The sequence below is a fragment of the Streptococcus sp. 2106 genome (genome assembly GCF_013277315.1).
Taxonomy (GTDB): Bacteria; Bacillota; Bacilli; order Lactobacillales; family Streptococcaceae; genus Streptococcus; species Streptococcus pseudopneumoniae.
This window is the reverse complement of sequence record NZ_VMMS01000064.1, coordinates 1-22,953: the sequence shown is the minus strand read 5'-3', so window position 1 is coordinate 22,953 and position 22,953 is coordinate 1. Positions and strand designations below refer to the sequence as shown.

The window sequence follows — 22,953 nt, the reverse complement described above, 5'->3', positions numbered from 1 at the left end:
GCTGATTGGATTTGCAGGGCTTTGCCGTCATATCAAATTGCAAGAGGAGCGTAAGGAAAAAGAAAGACGAGAAGAGCAAGAATTTGCGTCTATGATTATCCAAGGCTACAACCATGCATACGAACGTGGTAGAGAGGCACAGCGTCAAGAAATCCGCAAGAATATCCGTAGAGAGTTCAAGGGTTTCACCTACGACAACGAACCGCCTGTAGGATTGCGCCCTGAGCCTCTAGCCTTGCCAGAGCCGAAACAGTCTGCAATCAGACTTTTGTAATGATGAGGTCAGGAAATGGAAGAATTGATTGAATCGCTGGATAACCTGATTATGATTGTTAAAGAACTGGAAGGAAGGGAATCAACTTCAAGACATTTTATTACGACATGGGAAAACGATTATAAAAATCTATTACTAGTCAAAGAATACCTAACAGACTATAAAAAACTAGCTAAGGACTATCGTGATGTGGAGCTTAAAAATAAGCTGCTAAAGATTGAAAAAATGGAGCTGGAAGGCAGGTACATCTATGAGGATATGCGAATGAAGTATCGCGCTAACCGTAGGAAGTGGGGTGCTAGGTATGTCTGAAATTAAGTGGATAAAAATCACAACCGATATTTTTGACGATGAAAAGATTTGCCTGATTGATGCCTTGCCTGATCCTGATGCCATCTTAGTGATATGGTTCAAGATTTTGACACTTGCTGGAAAACATAACAGTAATGGTTTGTTGATGATGACTGATAAGGTTCACTATACAGATGAAATGTTAGCTACTATTTTTCGTAGACCATTGAATACAGTAAGAATGGCTATTGGAGTTTTTGAACAGTTTGGGATGATTGAGATTATCGATGGTATTATTAGCTTGCCAAATTGGGAAAAACATCAAAACGTTGACGGAATGGAGAAAATAAAGGAACAGACACGCAACCGTGTAGCCAAATACCGTAAAAAACAGAAAAATCTTGCTCTTGGTAACGTTACAGGTAACGTTACAGTAACGGACGGTAACGCACTAGAAGAAGATAAAGATAAGAATAAGAATAGATTAGATAAAGATAAGAATAAGAAAAGAATAACTACTACTACTAGTAGTGGTGGTCAAGAAAATATCTTAGAACTTTTTCAATCTGAGTTTCGTAGACTCTTATCTGGATTTGAAATTGAAGAAATCAACCATCTCCTAAATGAGAATGATGTGGATTTGGTGAAAGAAGCATTGAAGACTGCTATTAACTCAGGAAAGCCGAACATCAAATATATTGGTGGGATTTTAAGAAATTGGCAGATGAACAATGTTACCACTGTTGAACAGGTTCGTCAATCGGAAAAGAAGAACAAGGATAAGAAAGAAGAACAGGAGGCCAAGGACGAATGGGGGTACTAGAACTAATTGAACAATTCGAGATTGACTATTATCCGTTAAGCTACGAGAAGAAAACTCTTTTAGCAGACCAACCAATTCATCAAGTGGTTGCCTGCTTGTCTGAAATGGCTAGCTGGCATAAATGTGGAGGTCGTCTGTCATGGTAGACAATGTGTTTGAGGAGATTGCCTTATCTTATCACAGGAATACAGAACAACAAGATGAGTTTTGCGAAAAGCATAACATTCCTTTGATAAAGATATTGAGGACCGAGAGTGTTGTATGTCGCATGTGTGAATCTGAGCGGATTCATGAAGAAAATCAGGAAAGAGTGAATGAACTGGCTAATGCTGAGAATGAGCGAGAGAGGAAATACTATCTTGAAAAGTTCTCTCTTTATGATGAAGTTTTGAAAAATGCTACTTTGGACAATTTTGAAACACCAACCGAAAAAGAAGCGGAAAAGCTAGCTTTTGCAAAGAGGATTTGTCGTGAGTGGTCTGAGGGTGCTAGGAACAACATCGTGTTACAAGGAGAAGCTGGAACAGGTAAGAGCCATTTGGCTTTTGCTATGGTTAAGGCTCTATCTGAGTACACGAAAGAGATTGCTATATTTATCAATGTGACGGACTTACTGATGAAGATTAAAGCTGATTTTAGTCAGGAAGAGTTTCTGGTCAATAAGATTGCTAGCGCTAAGTTCTTGGTTTTGGATGATTTGGGCATGGAGAAGGATAGCGAATGGTCATTTACTATTCTCTACAATATCTTGAATAAGCGTTCAAATACAATCATTACCACCAATTTGACTTCTGCTGATATTCAGAAAAGATATGGCAGACCCTTTATGTCCAGACTGATGAAGGGGGTGGATAAAGACCATTTGATGGTTTTCAACGACTTGACAAACAAGCGGAAGCAATATTTTTAGAACGGAGGTGGCTGATGTTTATTTTAAAGCATGGGACACGAGAGGATAAGCCGTTTCTGATGTCCGCTGTTATCGGTGTGACTGGCTTGGATATTTCGTGTTCTGAGGAGAAGAAAGCCATGCGGTTTGTTTCTAGGGCGGCAGCCTTACAGGTTGGAAAGGCTTTGAGGGGTTCCTTTGGGAACTTTTACCCTGTCGAGGTGGAGTGATGTTAGAGCTTTACTTCGTCTACAACGGGCACTGCAAGTTTTACCTTGGGAGGTTTGACAATGTCGATGATCTCATTGAGCAGATGGAAGACCATCAGTGGGCTTTCTCGGCTATCACTCATCCAAGGTTTCAGAAGCACATTGGTCAGCGGACGACACGGTTTGACTACGGTTCTAAGGATTGTTACTATTTAGCGACTTTTTCAGGAGGAGAAGAAAATGATTGAACTTATTAAAGAATTTGGAATGGCTATTCTGTGGTTATTTCTCGGCTATTTAATCGGAGAACGTGCAGCAAGAAAGGAAAAGAAAGATGATCAATAATGTTACGTTAGTGGGGCGCTTGACGAAAGACCCTGAATTAAAATATACGCCGTCGAATGTGGCGGTTGCTACCTTTACGCTGGCGGTCAATCGGAATTTCAAGGGAGCTAACGGCGAGCGAGAGGCGGACTTTATCAACTGTATGATGTGGCGCAAGCAGGCGGAGCTATTCGCAGAATGGTGCAAGAAGGGCAATCTGGTCGGTGTGACGGGTCGCATCCAGACAAGGAACTATGAGAATCAGGAGGGGCGCAGGGTCTATCTGACTGAGGTGGTCGCAGATGGTTTTGAGCGACTTGAAAAGCGTGATGATACTGCTAACCGTTCGAATATTGAGGAACAAATGCCAGGATACGCCCTTGAGGAAGATGATTTTCCGTTTTAGTGGGAGGTAAGAAATATGGTTGGAGTAACCTATCAGGAAATTCATCTCTTTGTTGAGTTTTTGAAAAAGCAGTATGGGCAAGGGCGTCCAGACTATATTGAAGCCCTGAACGACTTAGACGGTATGGCGGAAGTCTCCTATAGAGAAGCTATTGAAAGATTTTTAGACGATGAATTACGATAAACAGGTAGTAATCGAAGGACTGAAACGTACAATTGAGCAAAATGAAGAGAAGATAATCGAGTATTCGAAACCGTGCGATGCACGCAAGAGACGGATTAGAGCGCTGGAGCGCGATTTGTTGAAGAAAAAGAATAAAGAATTGAGGAAAAAAGTGGAGGAGTTGGAAGATGAAATATAAAGTGACAGAATACCATTCAGATTTTCAAGAAGAACAGACTGGCACTTGCGAATTGTGTTTTGGTACAGCGTGGGTTGAAAATGGTTCAATAACGGTTGAAGATGAAAATGGAACTGAAACAGAAATTTATTTAACTGTTTGGGATTGGGGCGATTACGACACAATCTACATTGATAATGTGGTTAATTTCTCAGCTTGGTTGCAAGAAAGGGAAGTTGACCAAATCGTTGAAGAAACCGAACGTTGGTCGTGGTTGCATGAATTGGTAGAAAAATATAATGAGGAGTTGGAAGATGAAAGTACAGCGATTAATTAAGAAATATAAAAAACTTGAGGGTGTATGGAATGCTGAAGGAGCAGAACTAGCTCGTCAAATTTTTCTGCAAGACTTGGAACAACTAGATAAACCGCAACCAGTCAAAGTTAAGAAGTTTGTGGCTGAATGGATTGAGGAAGCTAGAAAAGCTTGTAAAGACGTGGCAGAATTATTCGAATTTGATTTCACGAACGATGAAGTTAGGAAATGGTTTATGCAAGAAAGACCATTTGATTTAGTTGCTCGTGCATGGCTTGACGGCTACGAGGTCGAGGAAGAGAAGCGGTATATTGTTAGTCTGAATAATGGGCAACCTTTGACTAAAACGCAATCAGGGAAGGTTCTTTATTTTAACCAAAATATAATTACTGGAAATTATAAATTCACCCGCAAAGAACTTGAAGAAGCTGGTTTCGGCTGGGTGTTCGATTGCCCAGGGATTGAGATTGAGGAGGTTGAGTATGATACAAACGCTTGAAGAAGGAATGAAGGATCAAAGTAAACGCATAAAAATCCCAGAAAAAATCAGACCGTTTGATGTTGGTTATCGAATAGTAAATAAACACGGTCAAGCGCTTGCCCTAAAAAACGGAGCAAGTATATTCGCTTTACCATCACTAGCTGAAAAAGCCATTAAGAAAAAGTTTAGTAAAGATGACCCAGACTTTGACATTGAAAAACATTTCGTTGAAGAGGTCGCTATTGTCAATTTAAGTAAATTTCATAGTTATTTTGAGGAGGTGGAGTGATGAGCCTTACGCTAAATAGCACAATTAGAGACTTAGTTTTGGCAATCGGAGAAGTTATCGTGGGTTCTGATGGTAAAACCACTACAGCGATACTGGAGATACCTGATCAAAGCTTTTACTTAGAGATTGAGCTTAAATTGGAGGAGGAGGTCGCAGATTGAAACGATTCATATTTAGGAGGTATAGCCAGTGGAAGTAGATAAAATTATAAAAAAAGATGTCTTGGAATTTATGGAAACAATTCCTGATAATAAAATTGATTTAATCGTAACAGACCCGCCTTATTTGATAAATTACAAAACAAATTGGAGGAAAGAAAAACATAAATTTTCAAACGTTATTGAAAATGATAACAATCCTGAATTGATAAAAGAGTATATAAAAGAGTGTTTTCGAATTTTAAAAGATGATACGGCTATTTATATATTTTGTTCGTTTGATAAAGTTGATTTTTTTAAAAAAGAAATTGAGAAATATTTCACGGTAAAAAATATTATTATTTGGAGAAAAAATAATCACACTGCTGGCGATTTGGAAGCGCAATTTGGAAAGCAGTACGAAATGATAATATTGGCGAACAAAGGACGAAAGAAATTTAATGGCGAGCGCCTAACAGATGTTTGGGATTTCAAGCGAGTCAGCTCAGATAAACTACTCCATCAAAATCAAAAACCTATCGAATTGATAAAAAGGTGCATTGTAAAACACTCAAACATTGGAGATATTGTATTCGATGGATTTATGGGAAGTGGAACGACAGCGCTGGCAGCATTAGAGCTAGATAGGCATTTTATAGGAACTGAAATAGATGACTATTATTTTGATATAGCAGAGGAGCGGATAAAAAACCATAACGCTCAATTAAGTTTATTTGATGAGGTATGAGGTGGAGTGATGGCTAGAAAGGTACAAGCAACGCTTACCAAAGATATGTATGACCATGTCGAAACCATCAAAGAATATTATGGTTATAGAAGCATATCAGAAGTGGTCAATAAAGCATTTGAAAAGTTAGTAAATGAACATACCGACAATGAAATATATAAATATTATTTGCAAAAAGTAAGAGATGGAAGAGAGGTCATAGATTGAAACGTTTTATCGCAATTTGGATTCTGCTATCTGCTGGGCTAAACATCTGGCAGATGGACAGGATTGCAGAACTAGAAAAGAAGAAGCCGATGGTTATCTACAAGGCGGATAACGCAGGCGCTGAGATTTTTGGTAAGGTCGTCGAAAAAGGACGACATGGGAAGCTATATACACTTACGATTCGTGATTACGGGGTGTTTGTGGTTACGAAGGACGTGTATGAGAAGGTGAAAGTTGGGGACGAGGTGATGATGTGAAATTATTTCTTCACGAAGATTGTATGGACGTCATGAAAAGATATCCTGACAACTATTTTGATTTAGCTATTGTAGATCCTCCATATTTTTCTGGTCCAGAAAAAAGAGAATACTATGGTCGAAAAGTCAGTCCGATTGGCGTCAATAGACTGTATGGCAAAACATCAGAGTGGAAAATTCCAAACAGAGATTATTTTGATGAACTTTTTAGAGTTTCAAAAAACCAAATTATTTGGGGTGTGAACTACTTCGACTACTCTTTTGGACCTGGCCGTATCGTTTGGGACAAAGTTAATGGCAAGTCAAGTTTCTCGGATTGTGAGATAGCGTACTGCAGTTATCATGATAGTACTCGGCTATTTCGTTTCATGTGGAATGGTATGATGCAAGGGAAGTCAATCTCTGAAGGTCATATACAACAAGGAAATAAGGCCTTAAATGAGGTTAGAATCCATCCGACACAAAAACCGATAAATCTTTATCTTTGGTTACTTCAAACTTACGCAAAAGAAGGTGATAAAATACTCGATACTCACGTCGGTTCAGCAAGCAGCTTGATTGCTTGCCAAGAATTAGGATTTGAGTATGTTGGATGCGATCTAGATAGGGACATCTTCAATATTGCTAAGCAGAGGCTTGATGTTTACGAGAAGAAAATAAAATTATTTTAGGAGTTATCATGAACACACTAGACAAAGTCAAAAAATGGTTTATAGACCGTGACCTTGAGAACGGTGGACGGCTAGATAAGCAGTCTTTGAAACTCAGTGAAGAGTTCGGTGAGTTGTGCGCAGGTTATCTCAAGAAGAATGATCAATTAACCAAGGACAGTATCGGAGATTGCGCAGTCGTGATTGTCGGTCTGGCCTTGCTGATAAAAGAGGATGTGCAGGAGATTTTTGAGGAAGTAAGTTTCATCGAAAATGAAGATGTGATGGATTCCTTTAAATGGTTAAGTGCTGAGATTAGTAGTTTTCAATTGAGGCAGGATTTAATCGGCAAGAAAATGTGTCGATATAATTTAGCGCATTCAATCGGTTATCTAAAATCAATCAGTAAATCGCTTGGTTATAGTTTTGAGGAATGTTTCGAACTGGCTTACCAAGAAATCAAAGACCGAAAAGGTCGTTGGATAGACGGCTCGTTTGTAAAAGAGGAGGATTTATAAAATGAAAAAACTAGGAATCATTATTGGGGCGGTATTTGTAATCGTTGTATCGCCATTTGTGGTTCAGTATGGATGGAATGAAATTATCACAACGATTGTCCCAGTTGGTAAAATTACAGTCTGGCAAGCATTAGGGATGGATGCACTACTATCTTTCATCTGGCCTGTGCTATCTAGCAAAAAAGAATCTGAAGAGGATTATTCATATGCTGTAAAAAGCAGTATATCAAAAATTATTACATGTGCATTTTTGATATGGTTAGCTAGTTTGTTTATTTAAGGAGGATGAGCAATGAACCCAGAAAGAACCTTTACTGGCTGATCGAGGAGATGGAGCATGAATGAGTACGCATTATATCAAGGTGAAACGTTCGTGACGATAGGAACGCTTGCGGAAATCAGCAAAGAAACAGGAATTGCTGAAAGGATGTTGAAGTATTACACTTTTGCATCTACACAAAGAAGAAATCCGAATGGTAGGGCAGTCGTAAAGATTGAGGTGGATGATGAATGATAATAAATTCGGAAATCAAATGAGATTGTGGCGAAAATCCAAAGGTCTAAAGAAAGTTGAGGCTGCTAAAATCTTTGGAGTTACCCCAGAAGCTATTTGTCATTGGGAAAGCGGAAAAGCACAGCCTCAAGATGGAGATATGTTTGTCATTTGCGAAAAATTGAATCTTGACCCTCGTATGTTTTTGAGAAAGAAGACAAATCCTTTTGCCGAAACGCTGAAAAGAAAGCGATGCGAGTTGGGATTGACTCAGAGTGAATTAGCCATTAAATTAGGGTATCGCAGAGATACGATAGCCAAGTGGGAAACAGGCAGTAGTATTTCTAAATACGCATTGGAAGATATCTGTACCTTCTTTGGGATTGAGATCCAAGAAAGGAAATAAAAGTCAATGAACAAAAGAATTAAGAAGAAGATAGCTAAACGGCAGATACAAGAAAAGCAAGAAGAATTAGAAAAACAACTACGGAAATTAAGTCCTGAAGAAATTGAAGCAATAGCTAAAATGATTAACCAGGCATTTTCTAATATTCGCAAAGCTTTCTCTCAAATGTTTGATAACTTGTTTACATTTTTAAAAAACTTGGAGGTGGAAATTGAAAAAATTGAGCGATGAAGAACTCAAAACGTTAGACAGAGAACTTTTCAAATTTCAAAACATTCAACGCACAATAGACTTAAGAAGGCTAGAATTAGAAACCAGAAACCCAGATGCTCAAAGTGGACCTACTGTGGGAATAAGCAAACCTACCGAAACTATCGCAATCAGAATCGCAGATGATCCGACTTTAAAATTTCTTGAAGGATTTAAAGGGATTATTAACAAACTCTTGAGTAATCTAGTGGATGAGGATATGGAGATTTTTAATCTACGCTGGAGATACCCTCAACTGAGATGGGAAGAAATAGCAGAACAGAAATTCATGAGCAAAGCTACAATCTATCGACGTAGAAGGATTATCCTAGAGCAGTACGCTATTTTGAAAGGTGAGCTATAAATAAACATGAGACAAAAGACATCTTGAAGTCTCACAAAAAAAGGGTTATTATGATAGCATGAACTTCTGAAACAAAACACACATCGCACTTTAGGAGTCATCCTTAATTCTAGTCAGAAAAGTTGTCCAACAGAAGTATCGTCAAGAGTCAGCAAATGCTGGCTTTTTGTTTTGGGAAAGGAGGTAGAATATGGAATTTGTATCACCGATAAAAAATAATGACGACATTCAGGCAATGAAAGATTATCTCAGAGAGTGGAATGAGATGTATTATATGCTATTCATTACAGGCCTGAATACTGGTTTGCGAGTCGGAGATATACTTACCTTGAAAGTTAAAGATGTTCAAGGCTGGCACATCAAACTAAGAGAACGGAAGACTGGCAAGCAGATAACAAGACGGATGACAAAAGAACTCAAGAAAGAAATGAGAAGATATGTCGAAGATAAACCATTCCATCATTTTCTATTCAAGAGTAGGCAAGGGAAAAATAAAGCAATCACTCGTGAGAGAGCCTATCAAATTATTCACGAGGCTGCTGAAGAGCTTGGCATTGATAATGTCGGCACACATACAATGCGTAAGATATTCGGCTATAAATATTACAACAAGACAAAGGACGTAGGGACATTACAGAAAATGTTCAATCACTCATCACCTGCAATAACCTTGAGATACATAGGGATAGAACAAGCAGAGCTTGATGATGCTTTACGGAACTTTGTCATTTAATTTTTTTTAGATATTACTTTCACATAATGAGTTAAGCATAAAGTGAAAAAAAGAAACTCTTTAAAACCTATGATTAGTAAGGGTTTGAGATTTAGAGTGAGTTTAACAAAATATAAGATATGTGAAAGTGAGGGATAAAATTGGTATAGTTGGAGGATGGAACATTGAGATTATTTCTAGGATATCTAGTTGTTTATTTTTTTACCCTAATTATTTTAGTCATTTTTTTGATCATACAAAAAGAGATGTATTAGACCTCCTTGCTGAAGGGCTGGATTTATTTTTTTACCGTTCGTTTTTCTTTTTGTATTAGTCTATGATTTGATAAATAAAAGATGAGACAAAAGACATCTTGAAGTCTCACAAAAAAAGGTTTATTATGGTAGCATAGATTTCTTGTATGAGATGGGATAGGTCAAGAGCCTGTCCTTTTGTTTTGCAAAGGAGTATATATCATGTACAACAAACCAGTCAGACAGAGCTTGAAGACAAGGAAGTGGAACAAGTTCCGTGACAAGGTCATGAGACAACACGATTACCTTTGCCAAGAAAGTCTAAGATATGGGCAGTCAGTTCCAGCTGAAATGGTTCATCATATTTACCCAGTATCTGAGTATCCGGAACTTGAGTATGTATCTTGGAATTGTTTGCCGCTGACCAACCGCAAACATAATACGTTCCATGACCGCAACAACGATAAGATAATCGGAAATGGAATTTATTGGCAGAAGAAAAGAAAAAAAGAATTTTTAAATTTTTTCAAAAACAAAAATGAAAAATGAAAAAAATTTTTTATCCCCCCCACTTCAAAAAAATTTTTTCGAAGCCTCTGGGAACCGGTGAAGGGAACTTTTTCCAAGTCGGGGGCCTTCAAACAAAAAGGGGGTAAAAACTAAGCGATTTTGACGAAAGGAGGTAGTTTTTGGCTAAACCAATTACAGCAAAGTCGATTAAGTCAAAAGTGGTCAAGCAGATGAAAGACTTGGGAACTTATCGTAAAGAGTTCGAAATGATCATTGACATTTTTGCAGGTATGTTATACCAGTATCAGAAACTTGCTCAAGATTATGCTGATATGGGTTATCCAGTAACAGACACCTACGTCAATAAGGCTGGTGCTGAAAATGAGCGCAAAGTTCCAATCTTGACAGCGATGGAAATTTTGAGGAAAGACATACTCAGCTACTCTAATCAGTTGATGATGAATCCTAAGTCGCTCGGTGAGGTAGTAGAACAAGAGGGTGAGTCAGTTCTTACTGAGGTACTGAAGTTCAAGAACGAAATCAAGAAGAATCGAGTGACTGGCAATGGGTAATCTTGATAAAGCTAAAGAATACGCTCAACACGTCTTTACTCACCGAGAAGAACATTGCGAAGAAAACATCCTTGCTGCTGAACGTTTTTTCCGTGATTTAGAAAATCCAGCGTTTGAGATGGATGAGGATATGGTGGATTTTGTTATTCACTTTATCGAGAACGTGATAGTTCATCAGCAGGGCGATGATATGTTTGCGGTATCTATCCGTAACAAGCCATTACTCTTGCAACCTTGGCAACACTTTGTAGTTGTGAACCTGTTTGGATTTTACTATAAGGGGACGAATGAGCGTAGGTTCAAAGAAGCGCTTATCATGCTTGCTCGGAAGAATGGAAAGACCTCGTTTACTGCTGCAATTGCACTTGCTTATCAGATTCTGGACACGGATAGCGGTTCAAAATGCTATATCGTTGCTAACTCAGTCAAGCAAGCGATGGAAGCTTTTGGTTTTTTAAAATTCAATGTTGAACGATGGAATGATAAGAACATTCGTATCAAGGATAATAACCAAGAGCATTCTATCGCTGCTAATTTTGGTGATGAAGGTTCTTTCTTTATCCAGGCTTTAGCGAATGATGAGAGCCGTCTGGACTCTTTGAACGGAAATGTTATCATCTTGGACGAAGCTCACACAATGAGGAACAGTAAGAAACATGGTCTTATGAAAAAAACAATGTCAGCATACCGTAACAGTATGCTTTTTGTTATCTCTACAGCTGGGGATATTCCTACCGGGTTCCTTGCTAATCGTTTGAAATACTGTCAAAAGGTGCTCAAGCAATTGGTCACTGATGATTCATTTTTCATCTTCATCTGCAAGGCTAATCAATCTGCTGATGGGGATGTAGTGGACTATCTGGACGAGAACATCCTCAAGATGGCTAATCCGTCATGGGGGGTCACGGTTTCGCTCAAGGCTCTCAAGGAAGAAGCAGAGCAGGCTATGAATGATCCTCAGACAAGAAATGAGTTTTTCAATAAGACCTTGAATATCTTTACAAACTCTATGAACGCTTATTTCAATCCGGATGAGTTTATTGCGTCGGATAGTTGTTACGATTGGAGTCTAGAAGAGCTGACACGCTTGCCGATTCGTTGGTATGGTGGTGCGGACTTGTCAAGATTACATGACTTAACAGCAGCTGCTCTCTACGGTGTCTATAATGATGGTGAGAAAGATGTTGATATCTGTATCACACATGCTTTCTTTCCTCGGATTAATGCTCAAAAGAAGGCTAACGATGATGGGATTCCACTTTTTGGCTGGCAGTCCGATGGTTGGTTGACGATGAGCAACACTCCTACCGTTCTCTATGACGATATCGTCAAATGGTTCATCAGTATGCGTGAGCGTGGATTTAAAATCCAAGCTGTGGGAATGGATAGGAAGTTTGGCCGTGAGTTTTTGGCTAAGATGAAAAAAGTTAAGTTCAAGATGATTGACCAACCTCAGTTATTTTATCTGAAATCTGAGGGGTTCAGACGGATTGAGTTCAAAGTCAAGAACAAGGAATTTTACTATCTTCATTCTGATGCTTACGAATACTGTGTGAGCAATGTTAGAGCGATTGAAAAGGTGGATGACGCTGTGCAATATGAAAAATTAGACGGAGACGGTGGTACTGCAAGGATTGACTTGTTTGATGCCAGCGTCTTTGCTTGTATACAGGCTCTTGCTAATCTTGGCAAGGGTGGCGATGTGATGAGATTCTTTGATTAGAGAGGAAGGAGGTGAGGAAACATGGGTATTTTTGAAAAGTTTTGGAAACGAAACAAGCCAAGTAAGCCAATCAACATGCTGAGTCATTCAGATTTAGGATTGTCAAACTTGATGGATTCTTATGTACCTTTAGCCAGAAATCCAGACGTGGTGACAGCGGTTAATAAGATTGCTGATTTGGTCTCTAATATGACCATCCACTTGATGGAGAATACAGATAAAGGTGATATCAGAATCCGTGATGGGCTTGCTAGAAAGATTGATATCAATCCGTGTAAACACATGACAAGGAAGTCATGGATTTTCAAGATTGTGCGCGATTTGCTTTTATATGGCGATGGGAACTCTGTCCTACATGTGGAATATGAACCTGTTACGGATTATATTTCTAATCTAAGACCATTTCCGATGAGAGAGGTTTCATTCCAAACAGATAAGGATTCCTATGTAATCTCATTTAGGGGTGAAGAATATTCCCCTGATGAAGTAGTCCACTTCGTCATCAATCCAGATCCAGATATTCCATACATTGGTACTGGTTTTAGGGTGACGTTGACAGATGTGGTTCAAAGTTTGAACATGGCTACCAAGACTAAAAAAAGCTTTATGAACGGGAAGAATATTCCTAGTCTTATCGTTAAAGTAGACTCTTCTAGTGCTGAACTAGATTCGGAGCAAGGGCGTGAGCGTATCGCTGAGAAGTATTTGAGTACTAGCAGGGTTGGCGCTCCATGGATTGTTCCAGAGGCATTGCTGGACATTCAACAGGTAAAGCCGCTTAGTCTAACGGATATCGCTCTAAATGAGTCTGTCGAATTAGATAAAAGAACAGTTGCAGGTTTATTAGGAGTACCTGCTTTTATTTTGGGCGTGGGAGAGTTCAACAAGACAGAGTATAACAACTTTGTAAATACGACTGTCATGAGTATCGCTACCACTATTACTCAAACACTAACCAGAGACTTACTTTTGTCTAGTAATCGTTACTTCAAGCTAAATCCTCGTTCACTCTTCTCTTACAACATTACAGAGTTGTCTGCTGTTGCTCAACAAATGACAAACAGTGCTGCAATGCGTCGTAATGAGTGGAGGGATTGGCTAGGGATGGCTCCTGATCCTGAGATGGAAGAGTTGATTGTTCTTGAAAACTTTCTCCCTCAGGAGAAACTAGGAGATCAAAACAAACTGAAAGGAGGTGAGGAAGAGAATGCAGAAACGGAATAGTTATCGTGCCACTCAATTTCAAACGAGAGAAGAAGACTCTGGTGATTTGATTTTGAGTGGCTACTTTATCAAGTTTGACGAGGAGACGGAATTGTGGCCAGGCTACCGTGAAGTTATTAAGCGTGCTGGAGTTGAGAAAGCTATCAAAGACGCTGATATCAGAGCTTTATTTAACCATGATGATAGTCTTGTGCTCGGTCGAACAGGCAACGGAACTCTGACTCTGGGTGTTGATGATATTGGCCTTTTCGGAGATATTATCATTAACAAGGATGATCCTCAAGCGGTTGGAACCTATGCCCGTGTCAAGCGTGGAGATGTTATCGGATGTAGCTTTGGCTTTATCCCGATAAAAATCGAAACAGAGGAACGTGAAGATGGTTCGTATCTGGACACTGTCTTAGAACTAGAAATCTTTGAAGTGAGTCCATGTACTTTCCCAGCCTATCCACAAACGGAAATTGCTGCACGACAAAAAGACTTTGAAAGTCAGAGCCGTGCGAATCGTGAAGCGCTAGATAAGCGCAAGAAAGAAATTAAGGAGAAATTTAAGCTATGAATAAGGCGTTAATCTTTGGTGCTCGTATGCGAGCAAAAGCAACTAAGGTAGTTGAGTTGGAAGAAACTATCGAAGAATTGAACAAACGTTCGGTTGTTGAGTTAGAAAAGTTGGATCGTGCTGAAACCGATGAAGAAGTTTCAGCAGTTGAAAAGACTGTAGACGGCCTTCAAAAGGAAATTGAAGAAAAAGAAGCTGAAAAAGCGCAGTTGGAAAAAGAAGTTGACGAGTTGGAAAAACAAATCGAGGAGCAAAATCGTAAAGCACCGACTCCAGGTAAAACGGAAAAACGAGGAGGAAAAACATTGGAACAACGTGAAGCATTTAACCATTACCTTCGAACAAAAGAAGCGAGTGCTGATGGTTTTAAATCTACTGAAGGTGAAGCTATCATTCCAGTTGATTTGATGCCACCGAGAGAAGCAAAACAAGACCAGACTGACTTGATTTCATTGGTAAATGTAGTCAAGGTTAAAAACGCTAGTGGTAAATGGACCTTGGTTAAATTGACAGATCAAACAATGAATACCGTGGAAGAACTGGAAGAAAATCCATCTCTGGCCAAACCAAGCTTTACAAAAGTAAACTATGATATTAAAACACGTCGTGGGCATTTGCCTGTGTCTCAAGAATTGATTGATGATGCTGACTACGATGTGATGGGCTTGGTTGCTAAACAAGCTAAGAACCAAGAACGTATCACTAAGAATAAAGAAATCGCTAAAGTTCTCAAGAAAGCTACAGCTAAAAGCGCAGCTGGTTTGGACGGATTGAAAGATATTCTCAATGTGGAATTGAAACCATACTACAATGCAACTATCGTATGTACTCAATCTATGTTCGCTGCTCTTGATAAAATCAAGGACAAGGACGGTCGCTACATGCTCCAAACAGATATCACATCTCCAACTGGCTACAAGTTTGCTGGTCGTGTTATTGTTGTTTATCCAGATGATATCATTGGAGACAGCAAGGGAGATTTGAAAGCTTTTATCGGAGATATTGGAGAATTTGCGACATTGTTTGACCGTGCGCAGACTACTGTCAAATGGCAAGATGACAAAATCTACGGTCAGTATTTGGCAACCGCTAATCGTTTTGATGTAGTGAAAGTAGACGGAGATGCAGGATTTTATGTGACCTATACAGATGCTGTTTTGTAAGGAGGTAGTAAATGGTATATAAGGTAATCCGTCCTTTTAAGGACTTACGAGACCCAAAGAAACATTGCTATAAGGTTGGGGATAATTACCCTAGAGCTAGGAACAAACTTGATAAAGAGTTTGCGGAGACTCTGCTAAATGGGGCAAATAGTGCAGGATCTATCTTTTTGATGAATGTAGAAGATAAGGATATGTCGAAAGATGACACATTAACTACAGAAGTAGAAAAGGAAGAAACAAAGGTAGTAGATGAGAAACCTGAAGAGGGAGACGAGGAGTAGTTATGGACAATGCTCAATTATTAGAATTGCTTAAGCTAAAATTGGGTATAGCAACAAAACTACGCGATAAGCCCTTGGAGAAAATCATCGAAGCTGTCAAAACAGAACTAGAAGATAACTTAGGAGTTCTACTTGACTTAGACAGCCCAGAAGACCAAATGTTTGTAGTTGATTTTGCAGCCTTTCGCTATGAGGGTGGGGTGGATATGCCACGCCACCTTTTATGGCGATTGCATAATTTGAAATTGAGGTAAGTCATGGCGTGGAACAATGAAATTACACTAATTTCTAAGATTAAAACAGGACTAGATAAATTACACCAACCTCTATTTGAAGAAAAGCGGTTGACTATTTTATGTCGCAAGCGTTCCATTACTCGTTCTGAATTTTATCAGGCTAGCCAGGTTGGACTTAGACCAAGCCTTATCCTTGATATTCATAGTTTTGAGTATAACAACGAGGAAGAAGCGGAATTTAATGGGAAACGGTATCGTATTCTTAAGACATTTCCGATTGGTTTAGAAATTCTGGAGCTGACCTTGATGGAGGAATTGCCATGAGTTTAACAGGTGACTTATCAGCAGAAATCGCTAAAGCTTTAAGTGAATACTCAGCTGAGATAGAAGACAAGATTGACCTGATTGCTGAGGACGTTGTAAACGAAGCCGTTACGGAATTAAAAACGACGAGTCCAAAACGTCATGGAAAGTATGCTAGAAATTGGCGTTTCAAGAAAAATGCTAAGGGGTCATACGTCATCTACAACGCAGCTCCAACATATCGTTTAACTCACTTACTGGAAAATGGGCATGCTTTGAGGAATGGCGGTCGTAGTCAGGCATTTCCACACATTAAACCTGTTGAGGAGAAAGTTAAAGAAAACTTTGAGAAGCGAATCAAGGAGATTGGGAAATGAGGCTATCAGACTTTGCTGCTATTTTGGAACAGGCAAACTTGCCTGTCACCTATCGTGCATTTGAAACTGGACACGTTCCTCAAACACCTTACCTTATCTACTTTGAATCACATCCAGATATCAAGAGAGCAGACGACGAACAGAAATACCAGATTAAATCTGTGACTGTAGAGCTTATCTTTGAACGTAAAGACGAAGATTTGGAAGAGAGCTTGGAAGAGTTGTTGTCTAAACATCAACTTGTTTTTGAGGTATCAGAAGAAAGCTATATCCCGACAGAAAGGCTATCTGTCAAGCCTTATACTGTTTATTTGTACTAAAGGAGAAGAAGATGACAAAAACAGAAAATACAGTAACCTATGGATTGAAAAACGTGCATATCGCACCAATCGAAAGTATCAATAGTGAGACAAAAGTCATTAGCTACGGGCAAATTTTCTGTTTCCCTGGAGCTATGAATTTGGAGCTAGAACCAAAAGGAGAATCGAAAGCAATCCCAGCAGACGATGTGGACTACCACTTCATGAACTCAAATGAAGGGTATGAAGGGAAATTGAAAGTACCGCATATCACAGAAGAGTTTGCGACAAAAATCCTAGGAGAAATCAAGGATGATCAAACAGGAGTATTGACTGAAAAAGGCGATGCTTCAACTAAACCGTTTGCAATTATGTTTGAATTTTCAGGAGATCAAAATAAGACTCGTTACGTTCTCTACTACTGCTCTGCTAGTCGTCCATCAAACGGCTCTGCTACTAAGAGTGGAACAACTGTCAATGAACGTGAACTTAGCTTTAAGGGTTCACCACGTCCACTTGATAGCGTAGTGAAACGTTCGATTACGTCTGCAGACAAGAAAGAAGTGTATGAAGCTTGGTTTACTAGCGTTTATGAGCCAACATCTCTAGGATAAGGAGTAAAGAATGCGTCGAAGTATTAAAATCAGCAATAAGCGCTATGAGCTTGCAACAAATGCCTATACTCCAATCGCTTACAAGAATGAGTTTGGGCAGGATTTTTTCAAGGATCTTTTAGGACTTTTGAAAAATAAGCAATTGGTAGCTCAATTGAACCAATTGGAAAAAGGTAATGATTTGGTAGCGGAAAGCGTCGATTTATCTCTTTTAGAAGATTTCGATATTACCTTTTTCTATCGTCTATTTTGGGTATTCGCTAAATCTGGCAATCCTAAAATTAAACCGTTTGATGATTTCTTCATGGAAATGGAAGAATTTCCTCTTGACGAAGTTTGTCCGCTAATGATGGAAATGTTGAATACGGTACTACAAACAAAAAAGAAACAGACACATCAGAAACAGCAAGCGAAGAAGCCTTCACGGTAGAATCCTATCTATCTTGTTGCAAGGAAACTGGCTTATCTATCGATGACCTCAAGCACATTTCTATTGGAATGGCGTTAGATTATCAGACAGATTATGTCAATTTGCGTAGCGAAAATAAAACGGGTAGTCGGAAGGCTACCCAAGCTGATTTTGATGCATTTTAGAGAAAAAGTAAGTGATGAGAGAGCGATTGTGAGGACAAGTTCCTTTAGTTGGCTAGTGTTCTGGTCATAGAAAACCTCTCAGCGCTCCTTATTTTTTAAGGAAAGGAGGAAATATGGCAGGAAATATCAAAGGGATAAAAATTGAAATCGATGGCGATACCCAGCCCTTACAAAAAGCGTTAAAAGGTGTCAATCAAGAGTCTGCTAACGCAACAAAAGAGCTGAAACAAATTGATAAGGCTTTAAAGTTTGATACTGGTAACGTTACTTTACTAACTCAAAAGCAAGAAGTCTTACAGAAGCAAGTTGGAACCACTCGGGAAAAACTAGAAACCTTAAGACAAGCTCAATCTCAAGTTGAAGAACAGTTCAAAAAAGGAGATATTGGCGCAGATCAGTATCGTGCTTTCCAGCGTGAAGTAGAAGTGACTCAAAATCTCCTAAAAGGATATGAGGGAAAACTAGCTAGTGTCAATCAAGCTCTTGAGGGTAATGGGAATGCAACCAAGAACAACCAAACCCAACTGAAAGAATTGCAGAATGAGCAGAAACAACTTGCCAGCGAATCTGAAAAAGTCGTTAGTTCGTTTAAGCTGCAAGAAAGTCAGATGGGTGCCAACGCTAGTGAAGCTGACAAGTTAGCACTGGCTGAAAAGAAGATTGGTGCACAGTCCGAAATTGTCGCTCGTCAAATTGAAAACCTTGAAAAGCAGTTAGAAATCACTAAAAAAGAATATGGTGAAAACTCAGCCGAAGCTAACAAGATGGAAGCAGAGCTGAATAATGCCAAGACTGCTTTTAACAATCTCAACGATGAGATGAAGGGGACTAAGTCTGTAGCGGATAGCGCACAAGAAAGCTTGGGAGAGATAGCTAAAGCTGCAAGAGCTGAACTACTCCAACAGTTTAGTGAGAAATTGGGTGATATTTCAGAAAAACTTGTTGACGTTGGGAAAGAAGCTATTGAAGCTGCTGCTTCAATGCAAGCAAGTAATGCCCAATTTAGTACAGTTTTTGGGGATATGGAAGGTCAAGCTAGAGAGGCTCTTAATAATATTGGGAAAGAAATGTCTATTGTACCAGAACGATTACAAGGAAGTTTCACCCAAATGGCCTCCTTTGCAAAAACATCTGGTTTAGATACAGCTCAAGCCTTAGATTTATCTACTAGGGCAACTAAGGCAGCGGCAGATGGTGCTGCTTTTTACGACAAATCTATTGAAAGTGTTACTGAGAGCCTTCAATCATTTCTTAAAGGAAATTTTGCCAACGATGCGGCTTTGGGGATATCTGCAACAGAAACTACTCGTAATGCGGCAGCAAACAAACTATATGGCAAGTCATTCAAGGATTTGAGTGAAGCACAAAAGCAATTGACTTTGCTTCAAATGGTTGAAGATGGAAATGAACTTTCTGGAGCACTTGGTCAAGCTGCAAGAGAATCTGACGGCTTAGAAAACGTCATGGGAAACCTAAAACAATCTGGGACTAATGCTTTGGCTGCATTAGGTCAGCCTCTTTTGGAAATGTTGATTCCTGTTTTTCAAGCTTTAGGAGACATCATAAAAGGTGTGGCAGATTGGTTTGGTACTTTGCCTGGCCCGATTAAAGAATTTATAGTAATCATAGGAGCTGTAGTTACCGCAGTAGGAGTTTTAGCACCGATATTCTTGACCATGCAGGCCGCCGCAACAGCTCTTGGACTTTCAATAGGAGGCATGATTACCGCCGCCTTACCAATCATTGCTACAGCAGCCGCAATAGCGGCAGCAGTGGCAGCGGTCGTTGTCATTTTAAAATACTTATGGGAAACGAATGAAGGATTCCGCAACGCTGTCACAGCTGTGTGGGAGGCTATTTCATCTGTCATCAATACTGTTGTAGGTGAAATTTCAAACTTCATCATGAGTATTTTTGGCACCGTTGTAACATGGTGGACTGAAAACCAAGAGCTAATCCGTTCTATTACGGACGCAGTCTGGACTGGCATTTCCGCTATCATTAGCGCTGCTATGACTGTTCTAGGTCCACTTATAGAAGGAGGATGGAACACCATTCAGACTATCACGTCTACAGTTTGGGAAGTGATTAAAACGGTAGTTGAAACAGCCATCAACGTTGTTTTGGGTATTATCAAGGCAGTGATGCAGATCCTTACTGGTGACTGGTCGGGCGCTTGGGAAACCATTAAGAGCGTTGGAGAAACAATCTGGAATGGGATTGCAAGTGTCATTGGGACTATCTTTAATGGCATAGCGCAGCTATTGTCTAACATCTGGAACACCATCTCAACGGTTGCTTCAACTGTTTGGAACGGCATCAAGTCCACTCTTTCAGGAATATTTGATGGTATTTCAAGCTCAGTATCAAGTGTCTTTAACGGTATAAGAGATACGATTAGCAACATCTGGAATGGTGTCAAGTCAACTGCAAGCAGTGTCTGGAATGGCATTAAAGATACAATCGGCAATGCTATTAACGGGGCTAAGGATTTAGTTGGTCGTGCAATTGAAGCTATTAAGGGATTCTTTAATTTTGAATTTAGATGGCCTCACATTCCTGTACCACATTTTCGTATTACTGGATCTACCAATCCGTTTGACTGGTTAAGCGGAGGATTGCCAAGTATTGATGTAAAATGGTTTGCCAAGGGTGGTATCTTGACCAAGCCGACTGTTTTCGGTTCAAATGGAAATAGTTTAATGGCTGGTGGAGAGGCTGGAAATGAAGCTGTCTTACCACTAAACGAACGAACCTTGGGAGCTATCGGTCGTGGAATTGCTCAAACTATGGGAGGTCTGTCTCCTGTTATCAATGTCAGCATTAGCGGAAACAACATCAGTGAAGAGATGGATATCAATCGCATTGCTGACGTTGTCGCTCAAAAGATTGCGGATGAACTGCAACGGAAAACACAGCTTAGAGGAGGGCTTATATGATCAAACATAATGAATTGGTGATTGATGGTGTAGCCACCTCCTCTTTTCCTTTTGACGTCATTGTAGAAGAAGCGCCATCCATCGTGATTGCCAATAGTAAGACAAAACTATGGGAGCATGACGGGATTAGCGGAGCCATCCTACAAACCAATCATCATAGAGGGATGGTTGAGAAATCCTATACACTTCACTTAGTCAAACCAAAAGAAGAGGACTTGAACCGTTTCTTGGCTCTCTTTGCCAGAGAGAACTTTTGGCTTGAAAGCGAACGTGTCAAAACCACTAAGATGTGGTGTTACAAGGTAAAGATTTCTGAGACTACTAGAAGCCGTGCAGGGTATTACGCACTTAAAGTCACATTTGAGTGTCACCCTACAAAATTTTTCAAAGTCACGGACAATCAGACCTTTTCAAGAAGTGGAACTTTAAGAACTAAAGGCTCTGCTTTGGCTTTTCCGACAATTACTATAACTGGCCAGAGTACGACAGAGGTTAGTTTCACAGTAGATAGGCAGGTCATTCGGTTCGAGAGATTATCTGGAAGAGCTGTCATGGTAAATAACCCTAACAACCCTAGTTTCTTGGACGGAACGGGTTCCAGAATTAAGTGGACAGGGGATTTTATCACGATTGACCCAATCAAGAAACAAGATGTTGGGATTGTCTTAGGCGCTGGTATCAGTTCCATGACGATTGAAACTGTATGGGGGTGGGCATAATGCTATATTTACTTGAAAGTGATACTCGTAACGTTAAATGGAACGGTATTCCACTGCATGAAGCGACTTCAGCAATCATAAAAGAGCAAATGAATGGGGATTTTATCCTTACTGTTCGCTACCCTATCACGGACTCTGAGATTTATCAGCTTTTCCGTGAAGATATGTTGATTAAGGCACCAGCGCCTGTGCTTGGTCCGCAGTTGTTCCGCATCAAAAAGCCAGTAGAGAATGATGATCATTTAGAAATCACTGCTTATCATATCACTGACGACGTCATGCAGCGGTCTATCAATCCTCTGTCTGTCAACAAGCAGAGTTGTTGGCAGGCTCTTTCTCAATTGGTACAAGTTGCTAAGTCTCCTATCAATGATTTTTCATTTACCAGTGATATCACAGACAGGAGAACCATCAACACAAAAGAGGTAGAAACACTCTACAGCGTGTTAATGGATGGCGCTCACTCAATTGTGGGAACATGGGAAGGAGAGATGGTTCGGGATAATTTCGCGATCTCAATCAAGCGAAATCGAGGAGAGGACAGAGGTGTTATCATCTCTACCCACAAAAACCTAAAATCCTATCAACGAACCAAAAACTCACAAAATGTTATTACTCGGATCCATGCCAAGTCTACTTTTAAGGCAGAAGGAGCCGAAGAAGACACAACGATTGCCGTAACGGTTGATAGTCCCTTAATTGGTGCTTATCCTTATATCAACGAAAGAAGTTATACCAATAACAACATTCAGACTGTTGATGAGTTGACAAAGTGGGCTAGCGCTAAATTTACTAACGAACACATAGATAAGGCTACAGATGCCATTAAAATTGAAGCCTATGAGCTTGATGGGCAAACTGTTCACATAGGTGATACAGTTAACCTGAAAAGTTATAAGCATAATGTGGACGTTTATAAGAAAGCCATTGCCTATGAGTATGACTGTTTGGCAAACAACGGTCAGGGAGCTTATCTGACTATTACCTTTGATGACAAAGTGAAATCAGGAGGAAATGGTGGCGGTGTTTCAGCAGTAGCAAACGCAATCTTGGACAAGCAAGAAACACAATTTGACATTATGCTGGAGCGTGCGATCGCCAACGCTGACCGTGCCTTTGACGCTGAATTTACTAAGCGTGAGAAAGCTATCACGGATGCCATCGAACTTGCCAAGGCTAAGGCAGAAGAAGTCAAGCAAGAAG

General features: G+C 39.7%; 41 protein-coding genes. All 41 read left to right on the top strand.

Annotated elements, in window-relative coordinates; translation table 11 throughout:
- The first annotated feature begins 1 nt into the window (after position 1).
- Positions 2-274, top strand: coding sequence for a hypothetical protein (locus HT723_RS07525; RefSeq protein WP_240154957.1), 273 nt, complete (start codon positions 2-4; stop codon positions 272-274).
- Between the two features lie 15 nt (positions 275-289).
- Positions 290-586, top strand: coding sequence for a hypothetical protein (locus HT723_RS07520; protein ID WP_000391808.1), 297 nt, complete (start codon positions 290-292; stop codon positions 584-586).
- Positions 579-1,388 (top strand): phage replisome organizer N-terminal domain-containing protein, encoded by an 810-nt coding sequence (locus HT723_RS07515; RefSeq protein ID WP_001289773.1) that lies wholly within the window; start codon positions 579-581, stop codon positions 1,386-1,388. Before HT723_RS07520 ends, HT723_RS07515 begins: the two co-directional genes overlap by 8 nt.
- Positions 1,376-1,534, top strand: coding sequence for a hypothetical protein (locus HT723_RS07510; protein ID WP_172928370.1), 159 nt, complete (start codon positions 1,376-1,378; stop codon positions 1,532-1,534). The genes HT723_RS07515 and HT723_RS07510 overlap by 13 nt, the downstream gene beginning before the upstream one ends.
- Positions 1,528-2,298 carry an ATP-binding protein gene (locus HT723_RS07505; protein ID WP_172934951.1) on the top strand — a complete coding sequence of 257 codons (771 nt, stop codon included), beginning with the start codon at positions 1,528-1,530 and terminating at the stop codon, positions 2,296-2,298. The genes HT723_RS07510 and HT723_RS07505 overlap by 7 nt, the downstream gene beginning before the upstream one ends.
- A 14-nt stretch (positions 2,299-2,312) precedes the next feature.
- Positions 2,313-2,507: a hypothetical protein gene (locus HT723_RS07500; RefSeq protein WP_000470300.1), complete on the top strand. Its 195-nt coding sequence runs from the start codon at positions 2,313-2,315 to the stop codon at positions 2,505-2,507.
- The gene (locus tag HT723_RS07495) at positions 2,507-2,734 is read left to right on the top strand and encodes a hypothetical protein (RefSeq protein WP_031236483.1); all 228 of its coding nucleotides are present in this window, start codon (positions 2,507-2,509) and stop codon (positions 2,732-2,734) included. Before HT723_RS07500 ends, HT723_RS07495 begins: the two co-directional genes overlap by 1 nt.
- Before the next feature lie 86 nt (positions 2,735-2,820).
- Positions 2,821-3,216, top strand: a complete 396-nt coding sequence (gene ssb, locus HT723_RS07490) for a single-stranded DNA-binding protein (RefSeq protein ID WP_000609557.1) — start codon at positions 2,821-2,823, stop codon at positions 3,214-3,216.
- A gap of 15 nt (positions 3,217-3,231) precedes the next feature.
- Positions 3,232-3,399 (top strand): hypothetical protein, encoded by a 168-nt coding sequence (locus HT723_RS07485; RefSeq protein WP_000233205.1) that lies wholly within the window; start codon positions 3,232-3,234, stop codon positions 3,397-3,399.
- Entirely contained in the window at positions 3,386-3,577 is a 192-nt protein-coding gene (locus tag HT723_RS07480) for a hypothetical protein (protein ID WP_001105094.1), read from the top strand. Before HT723_RS07485 ends, HT723_RS07480 begins: the two co-directional genes overlap by 14 nt.
- Positions 3,567-3,893: a hypothetical protein gene (locus tag HT723_RS07475; protein ID WP_023940089.1), complete on the top strand. Its 327-nt coding sequence runs from the start codon at positions 3,567-3,569 to the stop codon at positions 3,891-3,893. Before HT723_RS07480 ends, HT723_RS07475 begins: the two co-directional genes overlap by 11 nt.
- Complete coding sequence (locus HT723_RS07470; protein ID WP_023940091.1) at positions 3,871-4,371, top strand: DUF1642 domain-containing protein; 501 nt, start codon at positions 3,871-3,873, stop codon at positions 4,369-4,371. The genes HT723_RS07475 and HT723_RS07470 overlap by 23 nt, the downstream gene beginning before the upstream one ends.
- Positions 4,355-4,642, top strand: coding sequence for a hypothetical protein (locus HT723_RS07465; RefSeq protein WP_050261586.1), 288 nt, complete (start codon positions 4,355-4,357; stop codon positions 4,640-4,642). Before HT723_RS07470 ends, HT723_RS07465 begins: the two co-directional genes overlap by 17 nt.
- Positions 4,642-4,803, top strand: coding sequence for a hypothetical protein (locus HT723_RS07460; RefSeq protein ID WP_172934950.1), 162 nt, complete (start codon positions 4,642-4,644; stop codon positions 4,801-4,803). The genes HT723_RS07465 and HT723_RS07460 overlap by 1 nt, the downstream gene beginning before the upstream one ends.
- A gap of 28 nt (positions 4,804-4,831) precedes the next feature.
- Positions 4,832-5,527 carry a site-specific DNA-methyltransferase gene (locus HT723_RS07455; protein WP_172923250.1) on the top strand — a complete coding sequence of 232 codons (696 nt, stop codon included), beginning with the start codon at positions 4,832-4,834 and terminating at the stop codon, positions 5,525-5,527.
- A 9-nt stretch (positions 5,528-5,536) separates the two neighbouring features.
- On the top strand, positions 5,537-5,734 hold the full coding sequence (locus tag HT723_RS07450) for a hypothetical protein (RefSeq protein ID WP_172934949.1): 198 nt from the start codon (positions 5,537-5,539) through the stop codon (positions 5,732-5,734).
- Positions 5,731-5,991 carry a DUF1372 family protein gene (locus tag HT723_RS07445; protein ID WP_172934948.1) on the top strand — a complete coding sequence of 87 codons (261 nt, stop codon included), beginning with the start codon at positions 5,731-5,733 and terminating at the stop codon, positions 5,989-5,991. Before HT723_RS07450 ends, HT723_RS07445 begins: the two co-directional genes overlap by 4 nt.
- Positions 5,988-6,662: a DNA methyltransferase gene (locus tag HT723_RS07440; protein WP_172934947.1), complete on the top strand. Its 675-nt coding sequence runs from the start codon at positions 5,988-5,990 to the stop codon at positions 6,660-6,662. Before HT723_RS07445 ends, HT723_RS07440 begins: the two co-directional genes overlap by 4 nt.
- A gap of 8 nt (positions 6,663-6,670) precedes the next feature.
- Positions 6,671-7,159, top strand: a complete 489-nt coding sequence (locus tag HT723_RS07435; protein WP_172934946.1) for a MazG-like family protein — start codon at positions 6,671-6,673, stop codon at positions 7,157-7,159.
- A 1-nt stretch (position 7,160) separates the two neighbouring features.
- The gene (locus HT723_RS07430; protein WP_172934945.1) at positions 7,161-7,439 is read left to right on the top strand and encodes a hypothetical protein; all 279 of its coding nucleotides are present in this window, start codon (positions 7,161-7,163) and stop codon (positions 7,437-7,439) included.
- Positions 7,440-7,496: 57 nt separating this feature from the next.
- A complete protein-coding gene (locus HT723_RS07425; protein ID WP_172934944.1) occupies positions 7,497-7,673 on the top strand; it encodes a hypothetical protein in 177 nt (58 codons plus the stop codon).
- Positions 7,666-8,058 (top strand): helix-turn-helix transcriptional regulator, encoded by a 393-nt coding sequence (locus tag HT723_RS07420; RefSeq protein WP_172934943.1) that lies wholly within the window; start codon positions 7,666-7,668, stop codon positions 8,056-8,058. Before HT723_RS07425 ends, HT723_RS07420 begins: the two co-directional genes overlap by 8 nt.
- Positions 8,059-8,064: 6 nt before the next feature.
- Positions 8,065-8,289, top strand: coding sequence for a hypothetical protein (locus HT723_RS07415; RefSeq protein ID WP_172934942.1), 225 nt, complete (start codon positions 8,065-8,067; stop codon positions 8,287-8,289).
- Positions 8,270-8,671: a transcriptional activator gene (locus tag HT723_RS07410; protein ID WP_000736390.1), complete on the top strand. Its 402-nt coding sequence runs from the start codon at positions 8,270-8,272 to the stop codon at positions 8,669-8,671. The genes HT723_RS07415 and HT723_RS07410 overlap by 20 nt, the downstream gene beginning before the upstream one ends.
- A 190-nt stretch (positions 8,672-8,861) precedes the next feature.
- Positions 8,862-9,404, top strand: a complete 543-nt coding sequence (locus tag HT723_RS07405) for a site-specific integrase (RefSeq protein WP_172934941.1) — start codon at positions 8,862-8,864, stop codon at positions 9,402-9,404.
- Between the two features lie 455 nt (positions 9,405-9,859).
- Positions 9,860-10,186, top strand: a complete 327-nt coding sequence (locus tag HT723_RS07400; RefSeq protein WP_033686226.1) for an endonuclease — start codon at positions 9,860-9,862, stop codon at positions 10,184-10,186.
- Between the two features lie 140 nt (positions 10,187-10,326).
- Entirely contained in the window at positions 10,327-10,719 is a 393-nt protein-coding gene (locus HT723_RS07395) for a P27 family phage terminase small subunit (protein ID WP_172934940.1), read from the top strand.
- Positions 10,712-12,442: a terminase large subunit gene (locus HT723_RS07390; protein ID WP_172934939.1), complete on the top strand. Its 1,731-nt coding sequence runs from the start codon at positions 10,712-10,714 to the stop codon at positions 12,440-12,442. Before HT723_RS07395 ends, HT723_RS07390 begins: the two co-directional genes overlap by 8 nt.
- A 21-nt stretch (positions 12,443-12,463) precedes the next feature.
- Complete coding sequence (locus HT723_RS07385) at positions 12,464-13,666, top strand: phage portal protein (protein ID WP_172934938.1); 1,203 nt, start codon at positions 12,464-12,466, stop codon at positions 13,664-13,666.
- Complete coding sequence (locus tag HT723_RS07380) at positions 13,650-14,225, top strand: HK97 family phage prohead protease (protein WP_172934937.1); 576 nt, start codon at positions 13,650-13,652, stop codon at positions 14,223-14,225. Before HT723_RS07385 ends, HT723_RS07380 begins: the two co-directional genes overlap by 17 nt.
- A complete protein-coding gene (locus HT723_RS07375) occupies positions 14,222-15,388 on the top strand; it encodes a phage major capsid protein (protein WP_172934936.1) in 1,167 nt (388 codons plus the stop codon). Before HT723_RS07380 ends, HT723_RS07375 begins: the two co-directional genes overlap by 4 nt.
- An 11-nt stretch (positions 15,389-15,399) precedes the next feature.
- Entirely contained in the window at positions 15,400-15,669 is a 270-nt protein-coding gene (locus tag HT723_RS07370) for a hypothetical protein (protein ID WP_172934935.1), read from the top strand.
- A gap of 2 nt (positions 15,670-15,671) precedes the next feature.
- Positions 15,672-15,923, top strand: coding sequence for a hypothetical protein (locus HT723_RS07365; RefSeq protein WP_172934934.1), 252 nt, complete (start codon positions 15,672-15,674; stop codon positions 15,921-15,923).
- A 3-nt stretch (positions 15,924-15,926) separates the two neighbouring features.
- Positions 15,927-16,229 (top strand): phage head closure protein, encoded by a 303-nt coding sequence (locus HT723_RS07360; RefSeq protein ID WP_172934933.1) that lies wholly within the window; start codon positions 15,927-15,929, stop codon positions 16,227-16,229.
- Complete coding sequence (locus HT723_RS07355) at positions 16,226-16,585, top strand: HK97 gp10 family phage protein (RefSeq protein WP_172934932.1); 360 nt, start codon at positions 16,226-16,228, stop codon at positions 16,583-16,585. The genes HT723_RS07360 and HT723_RS07355 overlap by 4 nt, the downstream gene beginning before the upstream one ends.
- Positions 16,582-16,905, top strand: coding sequence for a hypothetical protein (locus HT723_RS07350; protein ID WP_172934931.1), 324 nt, complete (start codon positions 16,582-16,584; stop codon positions 16,903-16,905). The genes HT723_RS07355 and HT723_RS07350 overlap by 4 nt, the downstream gene beginning before the upstream one ends.
- An 11-nt stretch (positions 16,906-16,916) precedes the next feature.
- A complete protein-coding gene (locus HT723_RS07345; RefSeq protein WP_172934930.1) occupies positions 16,917-17,498 on the top strand; it encodes a major tail protein in 582 nt (193 codons plus the stop codon).
- A gap of 10 nt (positions 17,499-17,508) precedes the next feature.
- A complete protein-coding gene (locus tag HT723_RS07340) occupies positions 17,509-17,928 on the top strand; it encodes a hypothetical protein (protein ID WP_049543879.1) in 420 nt (139 codons plus the stop codon).
- A gap of 277 nt (positions 17,929-18,205) precedes the next feature.
- The gene (locus HT723_RS07335; protein ID WP_172934929.1) at positions 18,206-21,031 is read left to right on the top strand and encodes a phage tail tape measure protein; all 2,826 of its coding nucleotides are present in this window, start codon (positions 18,206-18,208) and stop codon (positions 21,029-21,031) included.
- A complete protein-coding gene (locus HT723_RS07330) occupies positions 21,028-21,750 on the top strand; it encodes a phage tail protein (RefSeq protein ID WP_172934928.1) in 723 nt (240 codons plus the stop codon). Before HT723_RS07335 ends, HT723_RS07330 begins: the two co-directional genes overlap by 4 nt.
- Positions 21,750-22,953: phage tail spike protein (locus tag HT723_RS07325; protein WP_172934927.1), on the top strand; the 1,204-nt coding region annotated here is incomplete at its 3' end. The genes HT723_RS07330 and HT723_RS07325, both read left to right, overlap by 1 nt.